The sequence below is a fragment of the Anthropogastromicrobium aceti genome (assembly GCF_020687335.1).
GTDB lineage: Bacteria > Bacillota > Clostridia > Lachnospirales > Lachnospiraceae > Anthropogastromicrobium > Anthropogastromicrobium aceti.
The window spans coordinates 46,175-67,921 of record NZ_JAJEQN010000018.1 but is presented as its reverse complement, the minus strand read 5'-3'; the positions used below and the strand labels follow the sequence as shown (position 1 = coordinate 67,921).

Here is a 21,747-nt window from a genome sequence, read left to right as displayed (position 1 = left end):
AGACTTGCCACTCCATGCAATAATTATGACACGGTTTAGGCAGATATGGAATCCGGGGTGTTATTCATCGCTTACGAAAGAAATAAAAGAACATCCTAAAATTTATAAATCAATCGGCAATGGTACTTTTGATTACATTCCTTTAAAAAGTCAGGAACAGTATTCTATTTCATTTCGAGTAATACGTTTAAAGCTTTCAAATGGCAAAACAGAAGTTTTATATACGAATCTTCCGGCAGATCAGTTTTCACTTGAAGATTTACGAGAACTATATCATTTACGTTGGGGAATAGAGACTTCTTTCCGAGATTTAAAATATAATATAGGCCTTCGATATTTTCACAGTAGAAAGCAAGAGCTTATACTTCAGGAAATATATGCGAAATTGATCGCGTACAACTTTTGCCGATTAGTTGCTGAAGCAGCATCAGTTGGAAAGCAAAAAAATGAGAAAAGAAAATATTGCTATAAAATAAACTTTACAATACTGGTTAAGATTTGCTTTGAATTTTTAAAATGTTCAGCAGATCAAATGATTAATGTGGGAGCATTACTCCAGAAAAATTTAATTCCAATACGACCAAATCGAAACAGCCCCCGCTATTTGGGAGCGAGGACTGCTGCATCGTTTGAGTATCGTTAAAAAAGCAAAATAATAAATTTTTCAGTAGACAGATCCCCATCTGTCTGTTTGCCATATCTTTAATTAGCAATTAGAGATGCAATACGAGAACTGTTTTTATTAAAAAGTTTTTTTACCGACGCTAACAGTATATCACAGTTCTTAACTTAATGCAAACTAATTACCATTGGGGTCTGGCACCCGGTATTCTGTGCAATGTCTTTGATGTTTCAAAAATTGAAAACATTTATATCGAAGCAACTCGCTGTAAATCGCAGATTATTCCAGGACGTTCTTTCCCTAGAAGAAAAAGTAAAATGAATTGTCGCAAGCATTATGGAAACAGAAAAGTAACCCGTTAGCTATAATAACTGAATATAACTAAAGCAGTCAACTTCTGACATCAGAAGTGGGCTTTGTTAAAGTATGCCTTTTATTATTTTTCCATTTTCTTTCGGAAGATTTATTGTAAATCCAGTTTAGTACCAGGGGTCTGGCACGCAGTATATGGACTGATTCCTTCCACCTTGCGTTAGTATCGGGGGTCTGACACCAAAGTCCAGTGTCTGACCACAATGTTGTCTGGACCCCCCTTCGACTTTTTAGTCATATTTTGTTCATTTTGCATTTACAGTTTAGTACCGGGGGTCTGGCACCCGGTATTTTCGGCTTTATTTTTCCTAATACAGACGCTAATTCGACACCATTCGACTTTTTAGTTACATTTTGTTCATTTTGCGTTTACAGTTTAGTACCGGGGGTCTGGCACCCGGTATTCCTGGCACCTAATGTTCCTGTTAATCTATCGATGATTTCCACTTCCGGACATCTGCTTCCCAAATGGCCGGAAGTGCGATTTCATCGCACGAGAATATTCACCCCGGGTATTTGCTTTTCTTTTCTAGCATATTCGGAGCAATTTCAATCTTATTTGTTTTGTTTCCCATTTCAAGAAGTTCTTCAATCGTGTATTTTTTTACTTCTCTCTTTTCTCCCACTGCAGATTGAGTTTGATTCTTCTTTACCTTTCTTTTCATTCTGTTATACCTCATTTAATTCCTTTTTACTATTCAAATTTAACAGGTACGCCAAGGTAACAATATTTACATAAGACAACAAATATTGATCCACAAAGTTTTTGATTTCTTCCTCAGAGTCATGCTTTCCAAATTTAAACTCATCAAGAAAATCTATTTGTAATATAAAATTCACTTTTTCATCATCTAATACACTTACTGCAATTCCAATATATCTTTTCACATCTACATTATTTTCAGGATTTTTATACCATATACTCTTGTTTTGTATCTCCTTTGCTTCCAGTATATTCATTCCCTTATTATTATTTACAAAAATCTGATAAGAATAATACTGTTGTTTTTTTTCCAAAGGGATTGACTTTCTGATGTGAATTTTCTACTTATAAAAAGCTTCTTTTGGTATTCATTACAAATATATGCATACAAAATATCTAATATGGCAACTATTATAGCAACTGCCATGCTTTTATAATAAGCCTTATCCAAAAAAATTGGTATCAAAATACCCGCTGCTGCTGAAATCACCGCATGAATCCAACTTATCTTCCCAATAGAATAACACCATTTTAAAAATGATACCAAACCATTATCCTCATTTTTAATTTTATCTATCCAATCCCATACCCTATTCATACTATTTTACCTTCCACCTTATTTTTGTTAACGGTGCCTAAAGCCACCTCTCGGCAGCCCTCTCTGTGTGATGTAATGTTTTTTTGCTAGCAATCGAAAACTACTCCATCCAATTTTTCATTCGGATCTTTTATTTCGCCACTTTTGTAGTATACCAGTTTCTGACAAACTGTGCAACCAATTTCGTTTGACCAAATTCGACATTTTTCGACATTATTCGAACTTTTATTCATATTTTGTTAACGGTGCCTGACCCCCGGATCCAACTGTACAACAAAAAGCCTGTATAACTTCTCCATGGTATATTTTTCTGTTCCATAGAAAAGCATCTTATCATTGTGTAAGAATGGCTCAATTACATTCTTTTCTTCTTCCGCCAAATCGTTCAACTGCATTATGCACTTGAACAGCATCCTATTTTGTAGCGCCATTCCTAATCCTTGCTCAATCAGCGACGGCAATACGAAACTAGCTGTCACGGCGTGCTGTTCTCCTGTAACAAGTGCAGCAATGTAATCTTCCATTGCTTTTCGGTATATCTCGTTATAATCTATCGCCAATTTTTTCAATTCGATTTCCGGCAATCTATTATGCGTCTGATAAATTATAGAATGGTACTTTTTGTACACGCTGCCAAGATATAACACTGTGTCCTGTAACAATATTTTTTTCCGGATAAATTTGCTTTTTTCTTCCTCGTCATCAAAATGTCCTACAGGTTCTGGAAATTCTGCATCACCTACATCAAAAGCATATATATCATGAAAGTCTCTCAAAACAGAGCACTTTGCATCGTGAAGCTCATCTGTATTACGAGCATTGGTTAAACAATTCAAAAGTTCTTCGTCATATGAGATAAGTGGATTCATGTTTTCAAGATACACTGACATATCAGCACGGTTCTTAAAAATTTTATGATATAGCTTCATAGTGGAATCCCTACCTTTTCCTTCACATCTCAGCCAGTCATACGACCGTTGCCTGCTGCTCACCACGGAGAGGTGTGTGAAGATTTGAGCAGCTACCGTGTGTGAATTCACACGGCTTTATCTTGCCTAATACAGACGCTAATTCGACTGTATTCGACTTTTTAGTCATATTTTGTTCATCTCGCGTTTACAGTTTAGTACCGGGGGTCTGGCACTTTTTTCAAATGATTTGAAGTAAAATGGTCCTAAGTGCAAAACTGAGAAACAGAAGACTTGCCACTCCATGCAATAATTATGACACGGTTTAGGCAGATATGGAATCCGGGGTGTTATTCATCGCTTACGATATTTCTTCCTTTTTTCATACTTTATTGCTCCCTATATTTTTATTCTACCTAGTCAAGTAGAGCATTTGTAAGCACTATAGCACTAAGTAGTGGCACGTAAATGCCCTCTCGGGCTTCTGCACAGATTTTTCGTAAGCGCTCAATAGTAAGTACTCCACATCAATTAGCTGCTCTTCGGAGCGGCTTGATTGTAGAACTATTTTCGGCATTCGGCTAGCAGTTTGTCTGACCATGGAAGCAGATCCTCGCAAAAACAAATATCATGATCATCCATATGTTTTTGTATCTCTGTTAAGAGATATTCAAAATAATTGTAGAGTTTAAGCTTATTCGCTTTTGCAGTTTCTGCAATGCTATTTAGGACCGGGTTCCTGACCCCAATATCTTTGTCCGTTAAGTTCAAGTTTACCAAAATGGATTTTGTAAATCCGTTATATCTTCTTCATTAGTTTTATTCAATATACCTTTTAATATTAAATACTGCTCATGCTCCTGATATATCATATTAGCAAACTCATCTTCATCTTCTTCACAAAAATCTGCTACTTGCTTTTCTTTCATATCTGGTAATTCTTTATATATTTTATTGCTGTTATATGCTTTTACAACATCTGGAAACAAGCAAAGCGTTGATTCAGACAATCTCTTTAAATAGCTTATACACTTGTTTTTATAATTTTTTTCTATAGAGTCTACATAAGCTACATAGCCACGTATTTCATCATTCATTGCATAATCACCCGTGGCTACTTCATAATGAAGCATAGCTCGTATATCTTTTTTGACTTCTTTAGGAGCCTTTAATAAACCATCATTTATCGTTACTCCCAATACTTCCTTATGATTTTTAGGTGTCATAAAAACTGTTTTCCTTTGATTTAAGCAAAAGCCTTCATCTTCTACTATCTTTTTAATCATGCCATATATCTTTCTTAATAATTCTCTATCATCACAAGAAAATGTCAAATCATCCGCATATCTTGTATATACAATATTTCTTTTATTGCAATATCCTGCTATCCTAAAATCTAGTTTTCTACAAACTAAATTAGCAAGATACGGTGATGTAACAGCCCCTTGTGGCAATTCATCATTAACAACACATATATTTGTTAACAAATTTGATATATCAGCATTATATCCTACATTTTTAAAAATATAGTACACACTCTCTCGCTTAATCGAAGGATAAAAATTCTTTAAATCTAGCTTTAGTATATATAAATTGTTTTTATGCTTTTCTGCACAATACACCAATGGAGAACCTTTTCGAATATCTCTCTTAAATCCATATGAATATTGGGATGTTTTTATCTTGTATAAGATATTCTCCAAAGTCCATCGTTGAACTATCTTTAACGCTAGAGACGGTGAATTAATCTTTCTTTTATTACCATCCTTTTTTTTAATAAAAAAGGGGTTATATCTTCCCTCAGCATCCCTTTTAGTCAGCCAATAAACTAGTTTTTCACTTAAACTTACTTCTTTAACTAAATCATCAAAGCAAGTCAACATTGGCAATCCTAGAGACTCAATAACTATTTTATTACTATATTTATTCATAAAATTAGCACCACTTCCTTACCTTAAATCCTTTACCTCCAATCAATGGAGGAAATCCACTGTCGTGGGGTTACTCCATTGATTGGAGTAACTCTGTGTTTGTTAATTTTCTTAGGAAGACGAACCATCTTCCGTAAACAGATATGTACCTGCAACGTTCTAAGAAAGCAGTGCTAATAATATTGGCTATACATAATTTTTAATCTCATTTTATCAATAGTTCTCGTTTTATTTTCCAAAGAAACATATGACAAAAGAAGCTTAGCAAAATCATATCCCTTATCTGTAAGCCTATACTGAATTGACTTCCCTGCCGGCTCTTCTTTTTTTATCAAGCCTTCTTTGAATAACCTTTTTACTGCAGACGAATAGATAATATCAAATTCAGTTATGTTGTATTTTTTCTCATACAAATGCTTTAAAATTGCTACCAATGATTTTACATCCAATTCTTGATAAAAATACAACAACGTTATTATAAAATAATATTGACCAGAAATCAAGTTTAAATCCTTCAATTTCAGTTCTTTTGTTTTATACCTATATCCAAATTTTTTTTTCAAATACTTTTCAATTTTTTCTACAAGTTCACCAATATTATTATTGAAATAGATTACATTATCTTTATTATTCATTCTAACATACTCTACTGGTCCCTGCCTAATAAAGCTTTTTGCATTTTTATACTTTGTTTGCAATAACACAACTACCTTTTCCAAGGTTTCACTATTATTAACAAATGCCCCTAATTCTGTAAATGAACCCGGACTTTCGCAAACAATCAAGATTATATCGCTGTTGCTTGCCAAAAACTTCTCTAATGTTAGTAAATCATATTTTTTTCTATTAAGCATTTCCATAAACATATCTTCCGGATACAATATGGATAAATTATCATTATTTTCTAATCTACTTCTGATAATATCTCTATTGGATTTCTTTTCTTTTGTACTTGCTGCACCACACAAAAAAAGATCAATATTTCTGTGGCGTATATTACAAAATATATTATTATATATTTCATCCACAATATCAAATTTCTCTATCAATAAATTTACTTCCTTTCAACAATAAATCTGTATTTTCTTTATATTAAATTAACATGTCCAATGCCCTCTCGGGCTTCTTTTCCAATTAAGAGAGCCACCTCTCGGCAGCCCTCTCTGTGTGATGTAATGTTTTTTGCTAGCAATCGAAAACTACTTCATCCAGTTTTTAATTCAAGTTCTTCGATCTTACTACATTTGTATTTTATCAAATTGTGACAAATTTTGCAACCATTTTCGTTTTACCAAATTCGACACCTTTCGACATCATTCGAACTTTTGTTCACACTTTGTTAACGGTGCCTAACCCTCAGGTCACTCCCGACGCCGCGGAGCTGTGTGAAATCTCACCTTAACGATAAACCCACATGTTGCCTTCCCCTCAGACCACAGAGTCGGCACTCCGATTTATGGTATTTCAGCGCAGGGTTGCTGTCCCTGCAACCTTGCTGTCTACGCTTAGCCCATTACATTACTGTAACACACTCAAGACTCGCTTCAAATGCTGTGGTTAGCAGCTTATTTGACAGGATTTCCACCTGTCGGATTGCACGCCCTTTGCTGGACGCACGGTCTGGCACCCAGCGCACTCCGTATTCATCACTTACTTAACATTGCTGTCACTCTTCAAAATGATAATAATTCCATAAAATAATGCTATTAATGGATGCATATATCTTGGCATATTAAACCAATCTACTAATATTGAAAGAATTAATACACCAAGAACTAATAATATCGCAGTTTCAATGATCCTTTTATGCTCTGTTTTTACAAGTTTCTTTATGTCTTCTATTGACTCTGTATCTAACCATATAAATTTTCCTAAAACTATTGATACTGGAACTACTAACTTTACAACTCCACTTGCTACCAGTCTTATGCTTATCGCAATAAATGCAGCTAATATTAATACCATTCTGTCCTCATCACTTGCTTGATACTTACTTAATCTATTAGCAAAATACTTTTCATAACAAACTCTGCTCAACAATCCTGCTATAAGAATAAACAATATTAAAATAATTCCATTCATATATTTACTATCGTAATGAAATTTTTCTTCTAAATAATAATATATATACATTACTATTGCAAAAACCGTACAATACGCACTTAACAGGTTTAATTGCTCCTTTACATATAAATACCCTGTTAATGAATATCTTTTTCTATAAGCTATACTTATACAATAAATAATAACTAATAGAGAAACTATATCCATACTTCCATTTTCAAATGCTTCTAACATGTATAAATACTCTCCATCAATTTTTATTAGTACTTTATACATTAAGTCACTAATGACCTAACATTATTTTTTCCAAAAATTACTAAATTTGTCTCTTAAAATCGCCCTTCTAACTGCTCTCTTAACCTCAATCATATGGCTGTTTCTAACCGACATTGATGACTTTACATCGTCTTTAATTTTATATCGTGTGTTGTAAGTTTCTACAAACAACTTAACAAACGTTGGATCATACCCCAAATAATCAAGCAGTTCTTTCCAGTAGTCTGCCATAAATTTTGCATCTACAAAGTACAAAGCCAACTTTTCTCCCAATCGTAACATAATTTCCTCATCGGCAGTTTCTTTGTATTTATTCTCTAGTTCCTCAATTTCAGGATATTTATTTCTGAGATTTGGCAGCCTATTCTTCACATTATTCAGAATCTCCAGTAACTTAAAATTAAGATTAATAAAAAAACAAGATTGGATAGATTCAATAAGTAAATTATTTCCTTCATATGATAGTGCCAAATTTGCATAATGGATATAGCCTTTATTCTTCTGATAAAAATCAACATATTCCTGTGCGTTTTTCTTACGAAGTTCAGTATCACAATCCTCGTTTTCTTTCTCTGGAATTGATGACGCATAATTGCTGACTATTTCTATACCACTATATATATCTTGAATGCATTCATTGCATCTAAAGTCCTGCTTTAGCTTTCTCTTGCTATACCATACCTGCCATTTATAAATAACAACAACAGAAATGATACTGCAAGCCATACCAGAAAAATAAGTATTTCTCACCATGTTACTTACTAATGTAGAGAATGGCAAATCTGCAATTTCTTTGAATACACCAACTTTCCATGCTATTAACGATAATAAAATCAAAGACAATAATGTCAGCGAAAGCATTACTTTTCTATACATATTTTTCCTTCCAATCTTGTAAGGTGTTTTGCACCATGGTGGTACCTAATCTTCCTATCTCCTTAACAATGCCCTCTCGGGCTTTCAAATTTAAGGGAGCTGCATTTAGACAACTCCCTTCTCTAATGCATCTTGCATTTCCTTTATTTTTAGTACATTTGTAATATATCATATTTCGACAAGCTCCGCAACAAAAATCCTTCGACAACATTCGACTTTTTAGTCATTTTTTGTTCATTTTACGTTTACAGTTTAGTACCGGGGGTCTGGCACCAATGGTAATTCTTTCATTAAATAATTATTTGCTTCCAAGGTCAATTTTTATAATTCCATGGATATTTTTCCTTTTTTCTATTGGTGGAGGTGTCATATAATCTCCATATCCATCTGTCAGAAATTCTTTATATCCTACTGGTGCCGAAAAAAAAGTATCTTCAAATTTCAAAGAAATGTATTTTGAAAAATATTCTTTTTTCATCGCCCAGACTCCAAGTTTCTCAGCAACTTGCGGATATATCAATTCACTTTTTTCTGTATTTGCAACCTTTACTATTTTCATATAGTGCTTCTGAATTCTATTTTTGCTGACAAACTGCGAAACAAAACGAACAGGTAAATAAATCATCCATCTCTTCCAATTAATTGTTTCATTTTCCATCCACGGTTTATAATTAACTTTAGTTTTCAATAACATTTTCAAAAAAGTTAATTTTGTAATAAGTTTTCTTCTTTTATTTTTGTCATTTGGTAAATTATCGTAAGGAAATAGATCAATAAAAATCCCACAGTTTGCATCGCTGTCCTGAGCAATTCTCTCTTGATAAATTGTTCCCTTCTTTCGTATTTTTGCAAAAGCATATCCATATTCTCTATCTGAATCCCAAGTTTGCAAGAAAAATTCGGACGACAGATTTTTCTTGGCTGTAGCAATAAATTTTTCATAATTATCTCGCGTAAAGCCGAAATCCAAATCATCATCCCATGGAATAAATCCCTTATGCCTTACAGCTCCTAACAAAGTTCCTCCATCCATAAAATATGAAATATTATTCTGTTCACAGATTCTTTTAACTTCTTTTGCTATCTCCAACTGTATAAGTTGAACATTCCTCAACATGACATCATCCATTATTTTTTTCCTCGACATTTCTCTTAAACTTGAGTATTAATTCATTCTCACAATTGTTTTAAGTTTTCTCTTAACTTTTCCGAATATGGATACTTTTGGTTTTACAAACTTTAACAATTCATCACAATTTTCCCCTGCATCAAGCGCAGCAAAAAAAGCATTTCTATTAGGATGAGGTGAAACAGATTTTCGACTGTCAGCCGTATTAGGAAGTAGTTCTTCTATGTTCCCCTCTTTATAAGTCATTTCGCCCATAATTTTTTTCAATAAGTCCATTCCTTTTTCACTATGCACAAATACTATAGAGGTTCCCTTATCATCGTCCATCTCTGGATATATATTATCAATGCCCCAACAGTCTCCTATTGTTATATCAGAAGGTCTTGATAAATTTTTAAACTTGCATGCATAGCATGACGGCCTCAAGCAAATGTTTGATAAAAACATTTGCATAAACGGATCTTCTGCAAAGATCCGTTCGTACGCCTTATTATTAGAAAATTCTAATAATAAGGCGTACGTTTTCCAGCCATATTTCTTATGTCTGAAAAACGTTCGCCGCACATGTCCATTGTGCAGCACCTCTTGACTTCTCAAATATCTATTCCAGACTTTAGGACTAGGTACTCCATGACACAAAACATCAAGAGTTAACAAATTAGGATATTCTTTTTTCAAGTACCCTTTAAGCCCTGCAATCTGACATGCAGTCCCACTATATAGCACCTGACGTCCCGCATCTAACGCTACTTTAGCTTCATAATAAGTGTTTTCTATCCTACTTTGTAAATATTTACTTCCTTGCAATCTTGTTATTTCTTCAATATGCTCAATACCTATATGCGACACCATAAATTCATCATCAAAAGCCGCACCAAATACCATACCACCTTTATGTAATACATTTTCTGCTAATAGAGTAAATATTCCTCCCGATGAACTTCTAAGCCTAACATCTTCTATATCCGCAAATGCCGCATATGCAGGATAGTGTAACATTTCATTGCTATTAGAGTCTGCGTTAATAATTGGACATGCTTTTTTACACAATCCACATTGTACACATGTGCTTAAATCAACTTCCGGATATGTGAATCCTTCATAGTCCGTTCTCATTGTGATGCATTTTTTGACACATGCCTGCGCGCAAGCAGAGCATCCGCAGCAGTCTTTTTTATTCAAAATTTCTATTTGATTAACAACTACTTTTTCTTTAGATAGTGCTTTTTTTAGATATTCAAATGAACGTTCTCTTTCTTTTTCTATGTATTTATCAACACATTCCCAATCAATGCTGCTATCTTCAAGATTTTTTTTATAAATTACTTTATCTTTTTGTATTCCACATTGTCTCAGTAGTGAAGTAAAGCGTGAATTTTGGTTTGCATGCTGATCCCTTCTGTTAAAAATATACAACTTCGTATGAAATATAATCGAAAAAACAGAAGCATGAAACGAATCTGTGCAAACATAGGTAGCGTTATTTATTAACCATATAAACTCTAAAGGATTAATAACTTTACATTTTCCTTTTAAGGCATTTATAATCTCTGCATTATTTTGCTTTGCTATTTTTTTTATAGCCGTTTGATATTCAGCACTTATTTCTCCTAACATATAAACCAGAATATATGGCTTCTTTAAATTAAATTTAGGCTTAATGGCCAACATTTCCCACTCTTGCCTTTTTAATAATAATGTAGGATCTACATGCGTTTCGACTGGAGTCGAACAGAGATTTCTAACTATTCTTTCTCCACTATCCTCTCTCACTGAAATCGAAGAAAATTCTGCTAAGTAATGCCTTATATCGTCCTTTCTAGAATCAGACAGCATATCAAGATTATCAACTCCAAAACTTGCAGCATACGAAATTTTTCTATTTTTCGGCACAAAGCCCAAAAGTTCAAACTCTGTTGCAAATCCAAAAGTTGGATTCCACACCTGGTCGCTTCCCGTAATGAAATATTCATATCCCGTCGGTTCTTTGCTGAATCTTCCATTATTATATGTTACATTGCTATATTGCAAATTTTTCGAACAACATTTCCGAAAATTTTCATTTCGCTTTTCATTTTCTCTGTAACCGTTATAATTCAGTATCCATTTCACCAAATTTGTAAATGAAAAAATTTTTTTATTAAATAGTGGTGAATTTGTAAGATTCAAAATGGTTTCTGCCTCAAATCCAAGTTCATTAACAATTTTTTGCATAGCTATATTTTGAAGCACATTTCCATAATTAGCATTTTTGGTCAACGTGATAATTCCAACTTTCTTCATACACCCTCCTACTCTTTAATAATGAATGTAATACTTATACACGTTTTTTACTGATCAACTGCAAAATAAAATCCCTATTTTTTATTGCCCACAACAAACAAATTATACAGAGAACTGCCAGAATGCTGTATCGCAATAATACAACTCGATAGAAAAGAGCTGGGCACATAATTAATACTGAGAAAACAATTGTCATCACGATTATTACAGATGCATTAAACGGGTTTTCTACTTTCTTCTCTTTGCATACTCTGCTCATAAACATATAATGCAGTCCTGCATAAATATAGTAAGAAACCATTGTTGCATAACTTGCTGCTATATAACCGTATTTTTGAATCAAAATATAATCAAGAATAATGTTTATTACTGCAACTGTCACAGATGAAAACAACATTGCATTCTGCTTATGAAAATAAATTTCAACATTTCCAAAATTACAATAAATAAAATACATAAACATACCGATCAGCAACGGTGGTGTCGCCCAAATTGCTGATTTGTATTCAGAAGGTGCCAAAACACCAATAACTTCTGGAACAATAAATGATGTTAATACAAATCCTACTCCTACTAATGAAACTATCTTGTAGACATTCTTCCCAATTTCCTTCATTTTTTTTGCTTCCAGCATCTCATAAATCCATGGAGTCACCGCTTGGTTGATACTTACTGTTACTATATTCATAATGCTTGTTACATTTGTAGATATACTATAGATTCCAGCTGCTGAAGATCCACAAAGAGTATTTATAAGAACTCGATCCGATTGTGTCATTATTGTGCTAGATAAATAATGCGGTATTAAAGGCAGATTAAACTTTATACCATATTTCCAGTATTTTAAATCAACAGCTTTCTTTCCTCTGGTTAAATTCAAAAAGTAAACAATGCCATATACAATAACATGCGTAATAACTGTACCTAGGATTCTTGCTTCTGCCTTATGTTCTGCCGAATTTAATACAAGTATTACACTTAAAGCTGGCATTAACAGCGAAGACAATATTGTAAAAACGGCCACACTCTTATATTTATATTCATATCTATTTCTTATTGACCAAAATGACATACCTGCTGAAAAAACAATGTCTATCATCATCAAAAGCATAATTGGTTTTGACAAGCCAATTACATCTGCCAATTGTCTATAGAATACAAATAATACACTAAATACAATCAAAGAAAGTATTGTAGTTAATGTCTGCATAGAAGATGTAAATCCGTCTTTATCACTCTTGTACTCAATCATGGCGTTATTATATACGCCATTATATAAATAAAGTGTGCAAAGGACAGTAAGAATGGCCTCCCATGAATTGTACATTGAAACAACTCCAAAATCGCTTGTTCCCATAACTCTCGTAAAAATTGGAGTAGTTAGAAAGCCTATGGCTTTTTGTAGCACACTACATGCTAAATACCACATAGACGCCTTTACTGGCAATGTCATATTGGTATACAACTGGCTTATTTTTTTTAAATTAGTTTTCATTTATTTCTCCGATTCTTCATGCGATTTCCCTTATAATGTCAACTATTTTTTTCTTCAACTCAGTTTTATACCGTTCAAAAATTGCTATAACCCTATCAATCAATTTCAAATTTTTCATATACTGATCACAAATAATTCTAATCTCCTTACTATGATCAGTAGCTTTTTTCCCCGAAAGGCCATTGTGTAGTTGTCGATAAGCAGTCCCCGTTTCATATGTCGGCTGAAAAAAGACTCCAATTCTTGCTAATCTCATCAACAAATCCAAATCTTCATAAAAATTGCGAGGATAATTATAAGCTCCAACTTTAAGAACGGTTTCTTTTCTAATACAATAATCTCTAGGTACTCTTTTTTGTTTAGATAAAGAAATAAGTGTTTTTAATACTCTATTTCCTTTCATAAATTCATTTTTTCTCCGTCTTCTGTTAGTTCTACACGGAATTACCTTTCCATCCTCATCTACCAAAACAGTAGTAGAATAAGCAAGTCCCTGATAACCTTTTTCCTCCAATAATTCAAGCTGTTTCATTTCATTTTTTAATTTATCCACATTGATATAAAAATCATCTGAGTCAATGAATGTCACATAATCATAACTTGCGTTCTGTAGTCCTAAATTTCTTGCCTTTGAAACTCCACCATTTGTTTTTGGATATATGAGCTTTATAGTTTCATTTTCCTTTGCCAATTTTTCAATAATTCTTCTTGAATTGTCCGTTGAACAATCATCTACTATTATTATTTCTTTTGGCATATAGCTTTGCTCTAGCACACTATTTACGCATTTTTCTATATATTTCTCTTTATTATAGTTAGGAATTATTATTGAAATCCCTTCCATAAACCCACTTCCTCACTTCCTGGATATTAATTTTCTATATTAAAACGTTTTATTGCAAGCGTATATCCCCAAAAAATTGCAACATAATTAATAATTCTTGATTCTATTCCAAAATAGCTAACAAAAGTCAAAAATCCTAATAGTACAATTGAAAAAGTAAATGCTGGTGCTATTTCGCTTTTCTTTTTTATTAGAAGCAATAATTCTTTTATCATACTAAGTAAAAAAGATACATAAACAGTTACACCAATAATTCCATAATCATATAGAGTATTAAGATAATCATTATGTGCTAGATTTCCATTTAAAATGTACATATAACCACGGTATTTATAAAATCTAAACGCATGATAACCATGTCCTATCAATTTTTCGCTCAATGTCGATGCATTAAATGCCTCCAAAACATTTTCCCAAATTGCGCTGCGCCCATTTGTATCACCATTCAACATTTCATTTAATCTTTCAACTATATCCAATTTCATTAGCTTTGTCACAAAATACATTGCCAAAAAAATTACAAAAATTGCAAGAATATATTTTGCCATTCTATTAACTATAGCTTTAACATTTCTTCCTTGAACTTTAGCTTTTACAAGGAAATACCCCATTATTCCGACAGCTAAAACAAGGATACAACTCCGCTTACTTGTCATTAGCATGATAAGAAATGTACATATTAAATAAATTACATTAAACTTAATGCCATGCTCCATATCCATTTCATATAATGAAAATGGGACCAGTGCTAAAAGCACATATGTTGGAAACATTTCACTCGTTCCTGGAATTATCCCCAAAATATGTTCAATGACCAAAACAAATGAATATCCCAAACATACAATTTTTGTTATCTTTAGAATTCTAAAAAGAGATACCTCTGAAATACAATTTTGAGCCGTGACCTCATAAGCAGTAAGAAATAGAAGAGGCCATAAAGCTGCATCTGTAAAATCATTTATAGAAGTTTTGGTAACAATAAGAATATTAAGTGTCACTATCAGCACATAAGATACTGCCAAAAATGTAGAACCCCATATTGTTACCTTACTCTTGATATTTTGAAGAATAATTAATAGCGCAAATACAAAGCAAATAAGTCTAGCTAATAAGTATCCCATAGGTTCGCTATTTGAAAATGTTAAAATTCTATATGCAAAAAAGCAAGACATAAGCAATACGCAAACCAGTTCACCATATAACAGATATTTTTGTATCGCTTTCTTACTCATTTTTTTTTAACTCCTTCATCATTGTAGAAATATCTGCAAATAAATCACAGTTATTTTTTAACCATTTCTTATCTCTCTCCCACCATTTGATTGACAGTAAATAATTAATTTGTTCTTCTTCAAACCTTTTTCCAATTATTTTTGCCGGAACACCTGCTACAATCGCATATGGAGGTACATCTTTCGTAACTAAAGCATTCGCAGCAACAACTGCTCCATTTCCAATTGTCACACCAGCAAGAATTGAGGCACCATCACAAATCCAAACATCATTTTCAATCTTCACATAATACTGATTATCTGGATCAACATAAGATTCTTCACAGTATTTTTGTTTTTCCACATATGTAAAACCAGCTTGTTTCTGCAAAGAAAAAAAAGCCGGATGTATCGATACAAATTCATGAACCGGATGATTTCCGTGAATAATTCGCACATTTGGCCCAATACACGTATATCTTCCTACATTGCAACCTTCTATGCTGCTATTATGTCCAACATAAGTTGCATACCCCAAACTCGATGATACTATTTTTGCATATCTGTCTATAAAATTATTTCCTTCAAATTTGCAGTCAAAAGATACTTTTGAGCATCGTGCAAACCTACATTTTCTTTTTTTTAATTTTATTTTTTTTATAGTACTTTCAATACTTTCTCGAATTGCACTCATATTCTACTCAACCTTTTTTATAAATTTAGCAGGATTCCCCGCCCATATTTCATAATCTGGAATAGATCTAGCAACAACAGATCCCGCTCCCACAATGCTTCTTTCACCAATTGTAACTCCTTTAAGAACTATGGTGTGAGCACCGATGAATGCACCATCTTTTATTACAACGGGGGCATGTTTTACTCCTAAATCTACAGTTCCCATTCTCTCATTAAAATCCAAAGAATGAAAATCATTATCATAAATTTTGCAATTTCCTCCTATCAAAACATTATTTCCTATTGCAATCGAATCTACCGCAACAAGAGCACTATTTGATATTCCGGTATTATCCCCAATTGTTATAGTTGCATTATTTTTTGCAAATAAAATAGTTTTCACGTCACCACCAATCGGATTAGTTTCTCTGCAAGAAGTGATTGATACATTTTCGCCTATAGTGATTGTACCTGTTCCTCTAACAAATAATGTCCCATGTGTGGATAGCCTTTTTCCACAATTAATTTTTCTCAATCTCAGCGTCAAAAGATTGATGACATGACTTGGAAACCATTTAATTGCTATAATTGTTCTCTTTAGTCCCATATTTATTAAATCATATTCCTTTCAAAACTCGATACACTCTCGTTCCCTTAATCATATTGACCATTTGATTTCTAACTGTTTTTATAATCTCTATACTTTTTACTTTTATTTGGGGTTCTCCATAAGATAACGCCATTCTGCTTCCTTCTTTAAATACAGCCTTAGAATGTGTATCACTCACTCCTCCAGCTTTAAATTTTGTCAAACATTGGTCAATATAATCAAACTTTTTCCCTGCTTTATACATTCTATAAAGTAATTCTTTATCCATGCAGTATTTATAAGTCACATCAAACAAACCACATTCCTCATAAGCTTTTTTCTTTACAAATGTAGATGGATGAATCAAAATCATGTTATACAACAGTTTACTTAAATCATGTTTAGGTTTAAACACATACTCTAAATTTCTTTCGCTATCAACCCAATAGCAATTCCCATAGTATATATCCACATCTATTTTTTTACATTCATTTTTCAATATCTCCGATGTTTCCGGAAGCAATTCATCATCTGCATTAATCAACCCAATTAATGTTCCAGATGCCATTTTTATTCCTTTATTAAACGCATCACTAATCCCTTTGTCTCTTTCTGAAATGTGCTTAAATAGTATTCCCTTTTCTGCAAAAGATTTCTCGTAACTACAAACTCGATTGTACGTTTTGTCTTTTGACCCTCCATCAATAATAATGTATTCATATACTGGACATGTCTGATTTAAAACTGATTTTATAGTTCTATCTATACACTGTTCAGCATTATAGCAAACAGTAACAATTGACAATTTCATATTATATTTCTCCTCATATTTCATTCTTTAGGCTTTCATAGACATCAATAAGCATTGCATAGTTTCTTTTTTCTGTGTATTTTTCATAATATTTAGATGCTGTACTTTCACATATACTATTGCATTTCATTACGCAAGTAATCATATCTTCTATAGAGTCAAATTGAAATTTATAACCTGTTATTCCCTCTTCAACAACACTTCCAGCATTTCCCAAATCAGAACAAATGACAGGCGTTCCAACACTAAACGCTTCCACAATGCTCATCGGAAATCCTTCATACCACTGGGTAGGCAATACAAGTGCTTTGCTGTTTGCTATTATCTTTAGAGCCTCATCATTTGGCACAAATCCACGCATTTCAATGTTCACATCGTTTTTTCTAATGAACGACTTACACCAATCTTCCATTGGACCGGTACCACAAACAATTAACTTTGGGGCTTCTTCTCCCATACGTTTCCAGGCTTCAAAAAGTAAGTCAATTCCTTTTAGCTTATCTAATCTTCCTGCAAAAACAAATTGATCTTTTCTATCCTTTTCTGGAATATATTCATTTTTGCATTCAACGAAATTAGGCTTTACAAATACCCTTTCCGGTTTAATTTGCTTTAATCCCAACAGTTTTTGCTTATTAAAATCAGTCAAGCAAATATAATTGATTTTTCCGTAAATTCCTGTCATTCGATGGAATGCAGTACTAAGTACACATGCCAATGTCTGAATTTTACTTCCTCGATAGCAACGGTGTTTTACTGCGCATTTCAAACCATACTTTACGCAATCTTCACAAATATGCCCATCTCTATAAAAAGTCGCACCGGGACAGAGTAGCCGAAAATTATGTATCGTCTGAACCACTGGAACCTTCATGCGTCTTGCCGCATAATAGACCGCTGGACTCACCAGATTAAGTGTGTTATGAACATGAACGATTTCTATCTTCTCATCTCTTATCAACTTCTTGATGTCTCGGTATGTTCTTGGATTAAACACTGTTGTAATTGGAAGAAAAACTTTCTGAAGTTTTGACATTTGCTTCAATTCTGCATTATTACGGCTATATAAGATTACTTTATGGCCATGCTTCTCAAGCATTTTCTTTTCATTGGCAACAACTGTATCTTCTCCACCTGGAATCTGGTAATAATTATGTACAATCAAAATATTCTTTTTTTTTGCATTGTCCACAGTCATTACCTCACTTTCCCCTTATCATTGCATTCCAAATAAACTTCGTATTAGTGCTCCAGTATCTCTTAAACAGTCTCTTCGGATCTTGTACTAAGCGATACACCCATTCCAGGTTATGTTTCTGCATCCACATCGGAGCACGCTTAATATTCTCTGCATAATAGTCAAATCCAGCTCCGACACCAAGCATCAGTCCATCAATTTTTCCCTGATGTGCTGCCATCCACTTTTCCTGTTTTGGTGCTCCAAGTCCGACCCAGACAAAGTCCGGCTTGGTTTCGTTTATTCTTTCTATAACTGCTTTATCTTCCTCTTCCGTCAGAGGTCTAAACGGTGGACTATACATTCCAGCAATTTCAATTCCTGGATAGTGTTCTTTCAGTTTTTTCTCAAGCAGTTCAAGAGTTTCTTCCTTACTTCCATAAAAATAATGACGATACCCTTTCTTTGCAGAAATTTTAAAAATTTCTCCCATTAAACTTGGACCAGTAGTTCGCGCCATGTTTTTACAGCCACGTCTACGTCCAACAGTAGAAAGAGGACCGCCATCTGGAATTGCCATTAATCCGCCATTCTGGACTGCACAATATGATGCATCCTCATAGCTTGTCACTGTTGTATGTACATTAGAGACACAAATATAATCTCCCTTTATGTCTGAAAGATTTTTATCAAGGTACTCCACTAACCATTCCATGTTAATCGCCGCAATGTTTACGCCTAAAATATTGCATGTCGGGATCTGAGCCTTATCTACAGTTCTCTTATATACTATTTTCTCTTGCCCTTTTCCTTTAGTACCTTTCTTCATTCTTCAAACTCCTCTATCTCTATTTTTCTTTATTACTTTCAAGCAATTTCAAGTGTTTTCAAATAGTCTCTAACCAGTTTTACATACTCTTTATACATCTTATTTATCTCTTCTGTACGTTCATATGCATCATGAGAAATTTTTTTATGCCGATCACCCAGATCAGTGTTGTCAAACAATTCTACAAATTCCTCCAATTGCATTTTACATAATCTTCGTATTTCATTAACCATTTCATAAATTTCTTCCGTTATAAATGGTGCATTTTGCTCAACAACATTCTGCAATGCACCTGTTGAATTATTCGCTGCATGGTAAAGTTGAAGATTCTCTTTGTATGCCTCATTCTTATCAATAGGTGTACTACTACAGCCACTAGGAATCATCAAAGATATGTCCCTCACCATATTACACATAGCTTTCGAAACTTGTTGATTAATTTCTATTTCTCTATCAAAGTACGCCTTACTTACATATCGCTTTCCTGCCATCCTAGATTTATCTTCTGCTAATTGTTTATTCAATTGTGATTTATATGTCTCAAATCTTTCATCTAACTCGAGTTGATATCGTTTTTGAAGCGCAGTTGCAATGTTATTAGCAGAATACTTTATCATTGCTGCAATCACTATGCTTCCTCCACCAAGAGCAGCTAAAAATTCTGGCGCTATTTCTAAAAAATCTTTCATATAATCCCCTTACTTATATTTTATAACCCAGTACTTTCCCCTCTCACAACCTAGCGCTTCGCCATCCCACCTTCATTCATGTGGGCTGTCGAAGCGCTACTCTGTCATTGGCTACGGAAAACGCGGCAACGCGACGATTTTCCTTTCACCAAGTCTTTTTATTTTCCCTTACATTGATCCTTCCTTGCCAAGAACAGTCTTCACTGTCTTAAACAAGATCTTGATATCAAGTGCAGGTGTCCATTCCTTTATATACTTTGTATCAAGTCTTACGACTTCCTCAAAGTCCGTGATATCACTTCTGCCGCTGACCTGCCACATGCCGGTGATACCTGGCTTGATTGCAAGTCTTGCACGGTGATGAATCTCATACTCAGAAACCTCTCCCGGAAGCGGTGGTCGTGTTCCCACAAGACTCATATCACCTTTAAGTACATTAAAGAACTGTGGAAATTCATCCAGACTCGTTACTCTAATGAAATTACCAACACCAGTTTTCTTTGTTCCATCTGGCAGGATCTTATTTCCTATAACTCGCGGATCGAAATCAAGCTTAAACATCTTTCCGTCTGCTACACGGTTTTGCTTCATCAGCTCAGCTTTTCTTGCTTCTGCATCCATGTACATACTGCGGAACTTATAGATCTTAAACTTCTTTCCATTCTTTCCTATACGCTCCTGAGAGAAGAATATCGGTCCCGGAGAGCTGATATAAATAACCGGAGCTACAAATATGAAAATGATAACTGTAAGCAGACACCCAACAAGTCCGCCTGCAATATCCATTACACGCTTAAATAAAAGCTGCTTTGGTGATGCATAGTTTAAACTGGTTGTAAGCACTGTGTAGGAACCAATCTTTTCCACAAACTGAGGACGATCCTCCACTTCTGCAATCTTTGACATTCTAAGATGCATCGTTACGCCAGTTTCTTCTAGCTTTTTAATAAGCTCATTTGGATATGGCTTATCATCTGGAACAACGATAAGCACCTCATCTATCCACTGCTGACACACATACATCGGAGCATCCTCGCTGTTTGCTATTACATTCACACCGGCAATGCTCTGACCAGTCATATCTTTATCAACGATAACCAAGCCGCTAATTAAGAACTTTCCATAATTATTGGACTGAACTGTCTCAACAACCTTTTTTGCCTCTGCCTTTGTTGTTACGATCAACAGTGATCTGCAGTTTTTATCCCACTTGCCACTTGCCAATACACGCTTCCAACCCAATCTTGTAGTGTAGGATAATATAAAATATAATACAAGTGTAATGCCAAATGTCATTCTTGAGTAAGCTGCGCCCTCCTGCATAACAAACAAGTACGCAATTCCCAAAAGACCAACAACAGCAACATTTCCAGCCGTTGCTATCAGTTCCCGGTAGCGTCCTCTCTGTGTTACATGATGCAGCATATCAAGCATAAACATCGTTGCCAGATCAGCAAACTCCAACACAATTGCCATATTGCGGTAAACAAGATCATTGTAGGGATTTATACCCAGTCCCTTGATCAGATATGCGAGATAAAACGCTATCTGCAGGCAGATCATGTCAAGCAAGATAAAATCGGTGTGTTTAAACCAGCCTTCAGATTCTTTTCTGTACATTACTTCTTTTTGCCCTCACTTATACAGCCGCAGCACCCCCCCCCG

At 34.1% G+C, this 21,747-nt stretch carries 21 protein-coding genes and 1 pseudogene; 1 reads left to right on the top strand and 21 read right to left on the bottom strand.

The features are described from left to right. Positions 1-643: transposase (locus LKD48_RS08570; protein ID WP_308731773.1), on the top strand; the 643-nt coding region annotated here is incomplete at its 5' end. Between the two features lie 854 nt (positions 644-1,497). Here the strand turns inward: LKD48_RS08570 and LKD48_RS08565 are convergent. The 21 genes and pseudogenes from LKD48_RS08565 to LKD48_RS08465 all read right to left on the bottom strand — a co-directional run bounded on the left by LKD48_RS08565 (position 1,498) and on the right by LKD48_RS08465 (position 21,702). Continuing rightward, a complete protein-coding gene (locus LKD48_RS08565; RefSeq protein WP_308731772.1) occupies positions 1,498-1,659 on the bottom strand; it encodes a hypothetical protein in 162 nt (53 codons plus the stop codon). 4 nt (positions 1,660-1,663) lie between these two features. Beyond that, on the bottom strand, positions 1,664-2,011 hold the full coding sequence (locus LKD48_RS08560) for a hypothetical protein (RefSeq protein WP_308731771.1): 348 nt from the start codon (positions 2,009-2,011) through the stop codon (positions 1,664-1,666). Further along, the gene (locus LKD48_RS08555) at positions 1,969-2,295 is read right to left on the bottom strand and encodes a hypothetical protein (protein WP_308731770.1); all 327 of its coding nucleotides are present in this window, start codon (positions 2,293-2,295) and stop codon (positions 1,969-1,971) included. The genes LKD48_RS08560 and LKD48_RS08555 overlap by 43 nt, the downstream gene beginning before the upstream one ends. Positions 2,296-2,534: 239 nt before the next feature. Then, positions 2,535-3,224, bottom strand: a complete 690-nt coding sequence (locus LKD48_RS08550; protein ID WP_308731769.1) for a hypothetical protein — start codon at positions 3,222-3,224, stop codon at positions 2,535-2,537. A 543-nt stretch (positions 3,225-3,767) separates the two neighbouring features. Next, positions 3,768-3,935: pseudogene (locus LKD48_RS08545) on the bottom strand (transposase domain-containing protein); the annotation flags it as partial. 41 nt (positions 3,936-3,976) lie between these two features. Next, a complete protein-coding gene (locus tag LKD48_RS08540; protein WP_308731767.1) occupies positions 3,977-5,134 on the bottom strand; it encodes a retron St85 family RNA-directed DNA polymerase in 1,158 nt (385 codons plus the stop codon). Between the two features lie 173 nt (positions 5,135-5,307). After that, entirely contained in the window at positions 5,308-6,183 is an 876-nt protein-coding gene (locus tag LKD48_RS08535; RefSeq protein WP_308731766.1) for a retron St85 family effector protein, read from the bottom strand. Positions 6,184-6,784: 601 nt separating this feature from the next. Then, a complete protein-coding gene (locus LKD48_RS08530; protein WP_308731765.1) occupies positions 6,785-7,432 on the bottom strand; it encodes a hypothetical protein in 648 nt (215 codons plus the stop codon). A gap of 63 nt (positions 7,433-7,495) precedes the next feature. After that, positions 7,496-8,350 carry a hypothetical protein gene (locus LKD48_RS08525; protein ID WP_308731764.1) on the bottom strand — a complete coding sequence of 285 codons (855 nt, stop codon included), beginning with the start codon at positions 8,348-8,350 and terminating at the stop codon, positions 7,496-7,498. A 298-nt stretch (positions 8,351-8,648) separates the two neighbouring features. After that, the gene (locus LKD48_RS08520; protein ID WP_308731763.1) at positions 8,649-9,479 is read right to left on the bottom strand and encodes a LicD family protein; all 831 of its coding nucleotides are present in this window, start codon (positions 9,477-9,479) and stop codon (positions 8,649-8,651) included. A gap of 36 nt (positions 9,480-9,515) precedes the next feature. Beyond that, positions 9,516-11,762, bottom strand: a complete 2,247-nt coding sequence (locus tag LKD48_RS08515; RefSeq protein WP_308731762.1) for a polysaccharide pyruvyl transferase family protein — start codon at positions 11,760-11,762, stop codon at positions 9,516-9,518. Positions 11,763-11,796: 34 nt separating this feature from the next. After that, positions 11,797-13,257: a lipopolysaccharide biosynthesis protein gene (locus LKD48_RS08510; protein WP_308731761.1), complete on the bottom strand. Its 1,461-nt coding sequence runs from the start codon at positions 13,255-13,257 to the stop codon at positions 11,797-11,799. Between the two features lie 16 nt (positions 13,258-13,273). Further along, positions 13,274-14,101 (bottom strand): glycosyltransferase family 2 protein, encoded by an 828-nt coding sequence (locus LKD48_RS08505; RefSeq protein ID WP_118578344.1) that lies wholly within the window; start codon positions 14,099-14,101, stop codon positions 13,274-13,276. Positions 14,102-14,127: 26 nt separating this feature from the next. Beyond that, the gene (locus tag LKD48_RS08500; RefSeq protein ID WP_308731760.1) at positions 14,128-15,333 is read right to left on the bottom strand and encodes an O-antigen ligase family protein; all 1,206 of its coding nucleotides are present in this window, start codon (positions 15,331-15,333) and stop codon (positions 14,128-14,130) included. Next, positions 15,326-16,006 (bottom strand): CatB-related O-acetyltransferase, encoded by a 681-nt coding sequence (locus LKD48_RS08495; RefSeq protein ID WP_308731759.1) that lies wholly within the window; start codon positions 16,004-16,006, stop codon positions 15,326-15,328. The genes LKD48_RS08500 and LKD48_RS08495 overlap by 8 nt, the downstream gene beginning before the upstream one ends. Before the next feature lie 3 nt (positions 16,007-16,009). After that, entirely contained in the window at positions 16,010-16,594 is a 585-nt protein-coding gene (locus LKD48_RS08490; RefSeq protein WP_308731758.1) for an acyltransferase, read from the bottom strand. A gap of 10 nt (positions 16,595-16,604) precedes the next feature. Next, positions 16,605-17,411, bottom strand: a complete 807-nt coding sequence (locus LKD48_RS08485; RefSeq protein WP_308731757.1) for a glycosyltransferase family 2 protein — start codon at positions 17,409-17,411, stop codon at positions 16,605-16,607. Beyond that, a complete protein-coding gene (locus LKD48_RS08480; protein WP_308731756.1) occupies positions 17,401-18,579 on the bottom strand; it encodes a glycosyltransferase family 4 protein in 1,179 nt (392 codons plus the stop codon). Before LKD48_RS08480 ends, LKD48_RS08485 begins: the two co-directional genes overlap by 11 nt. 10 nt (positions 18,580-18,589) lie before the next feature. Continuing rightward, positions 18,590-19,393 (bottom strand): WecB/TagA/CpsF family glycosyltransferase, encoded by an 804-nt coding sequence (locus tag LKD48_RS08475; protein WP_308731755.1) that lies wholly within the window; start codon positions 19,391-19,393, stop codon positions 18,590-18,592. A gap of 38 nt (positions 19,394-19,431) precedes the next feature. Continuing rightward, positions 19,432-20,082 (bottom strand): hypothetical protein, encoded by a 651-nt coding sequence (locus tag LKD48_RS08470; RefSeq protein WP_308731754.1) that lies wholly within the window; start codon positions 20,080-20,082, stop codon positions 19,432-19,434. A 168-nt stretch (positions 20,083-20,250) separates the two neighbouring features. Further along, positions 20,251-21,702: a sugar transferase gene (locus tag LKD48_RS08465; protein ID WP_308731753.1), complete on the bottom strand. Its 1,452-nt coding sequence runs from the start codon at positions 21,700-21,702 to the stop codon at positions 20,251-20,253. Between the last annotated feature and the right edge of the window lie 45 nt (positions 21,703-21,747).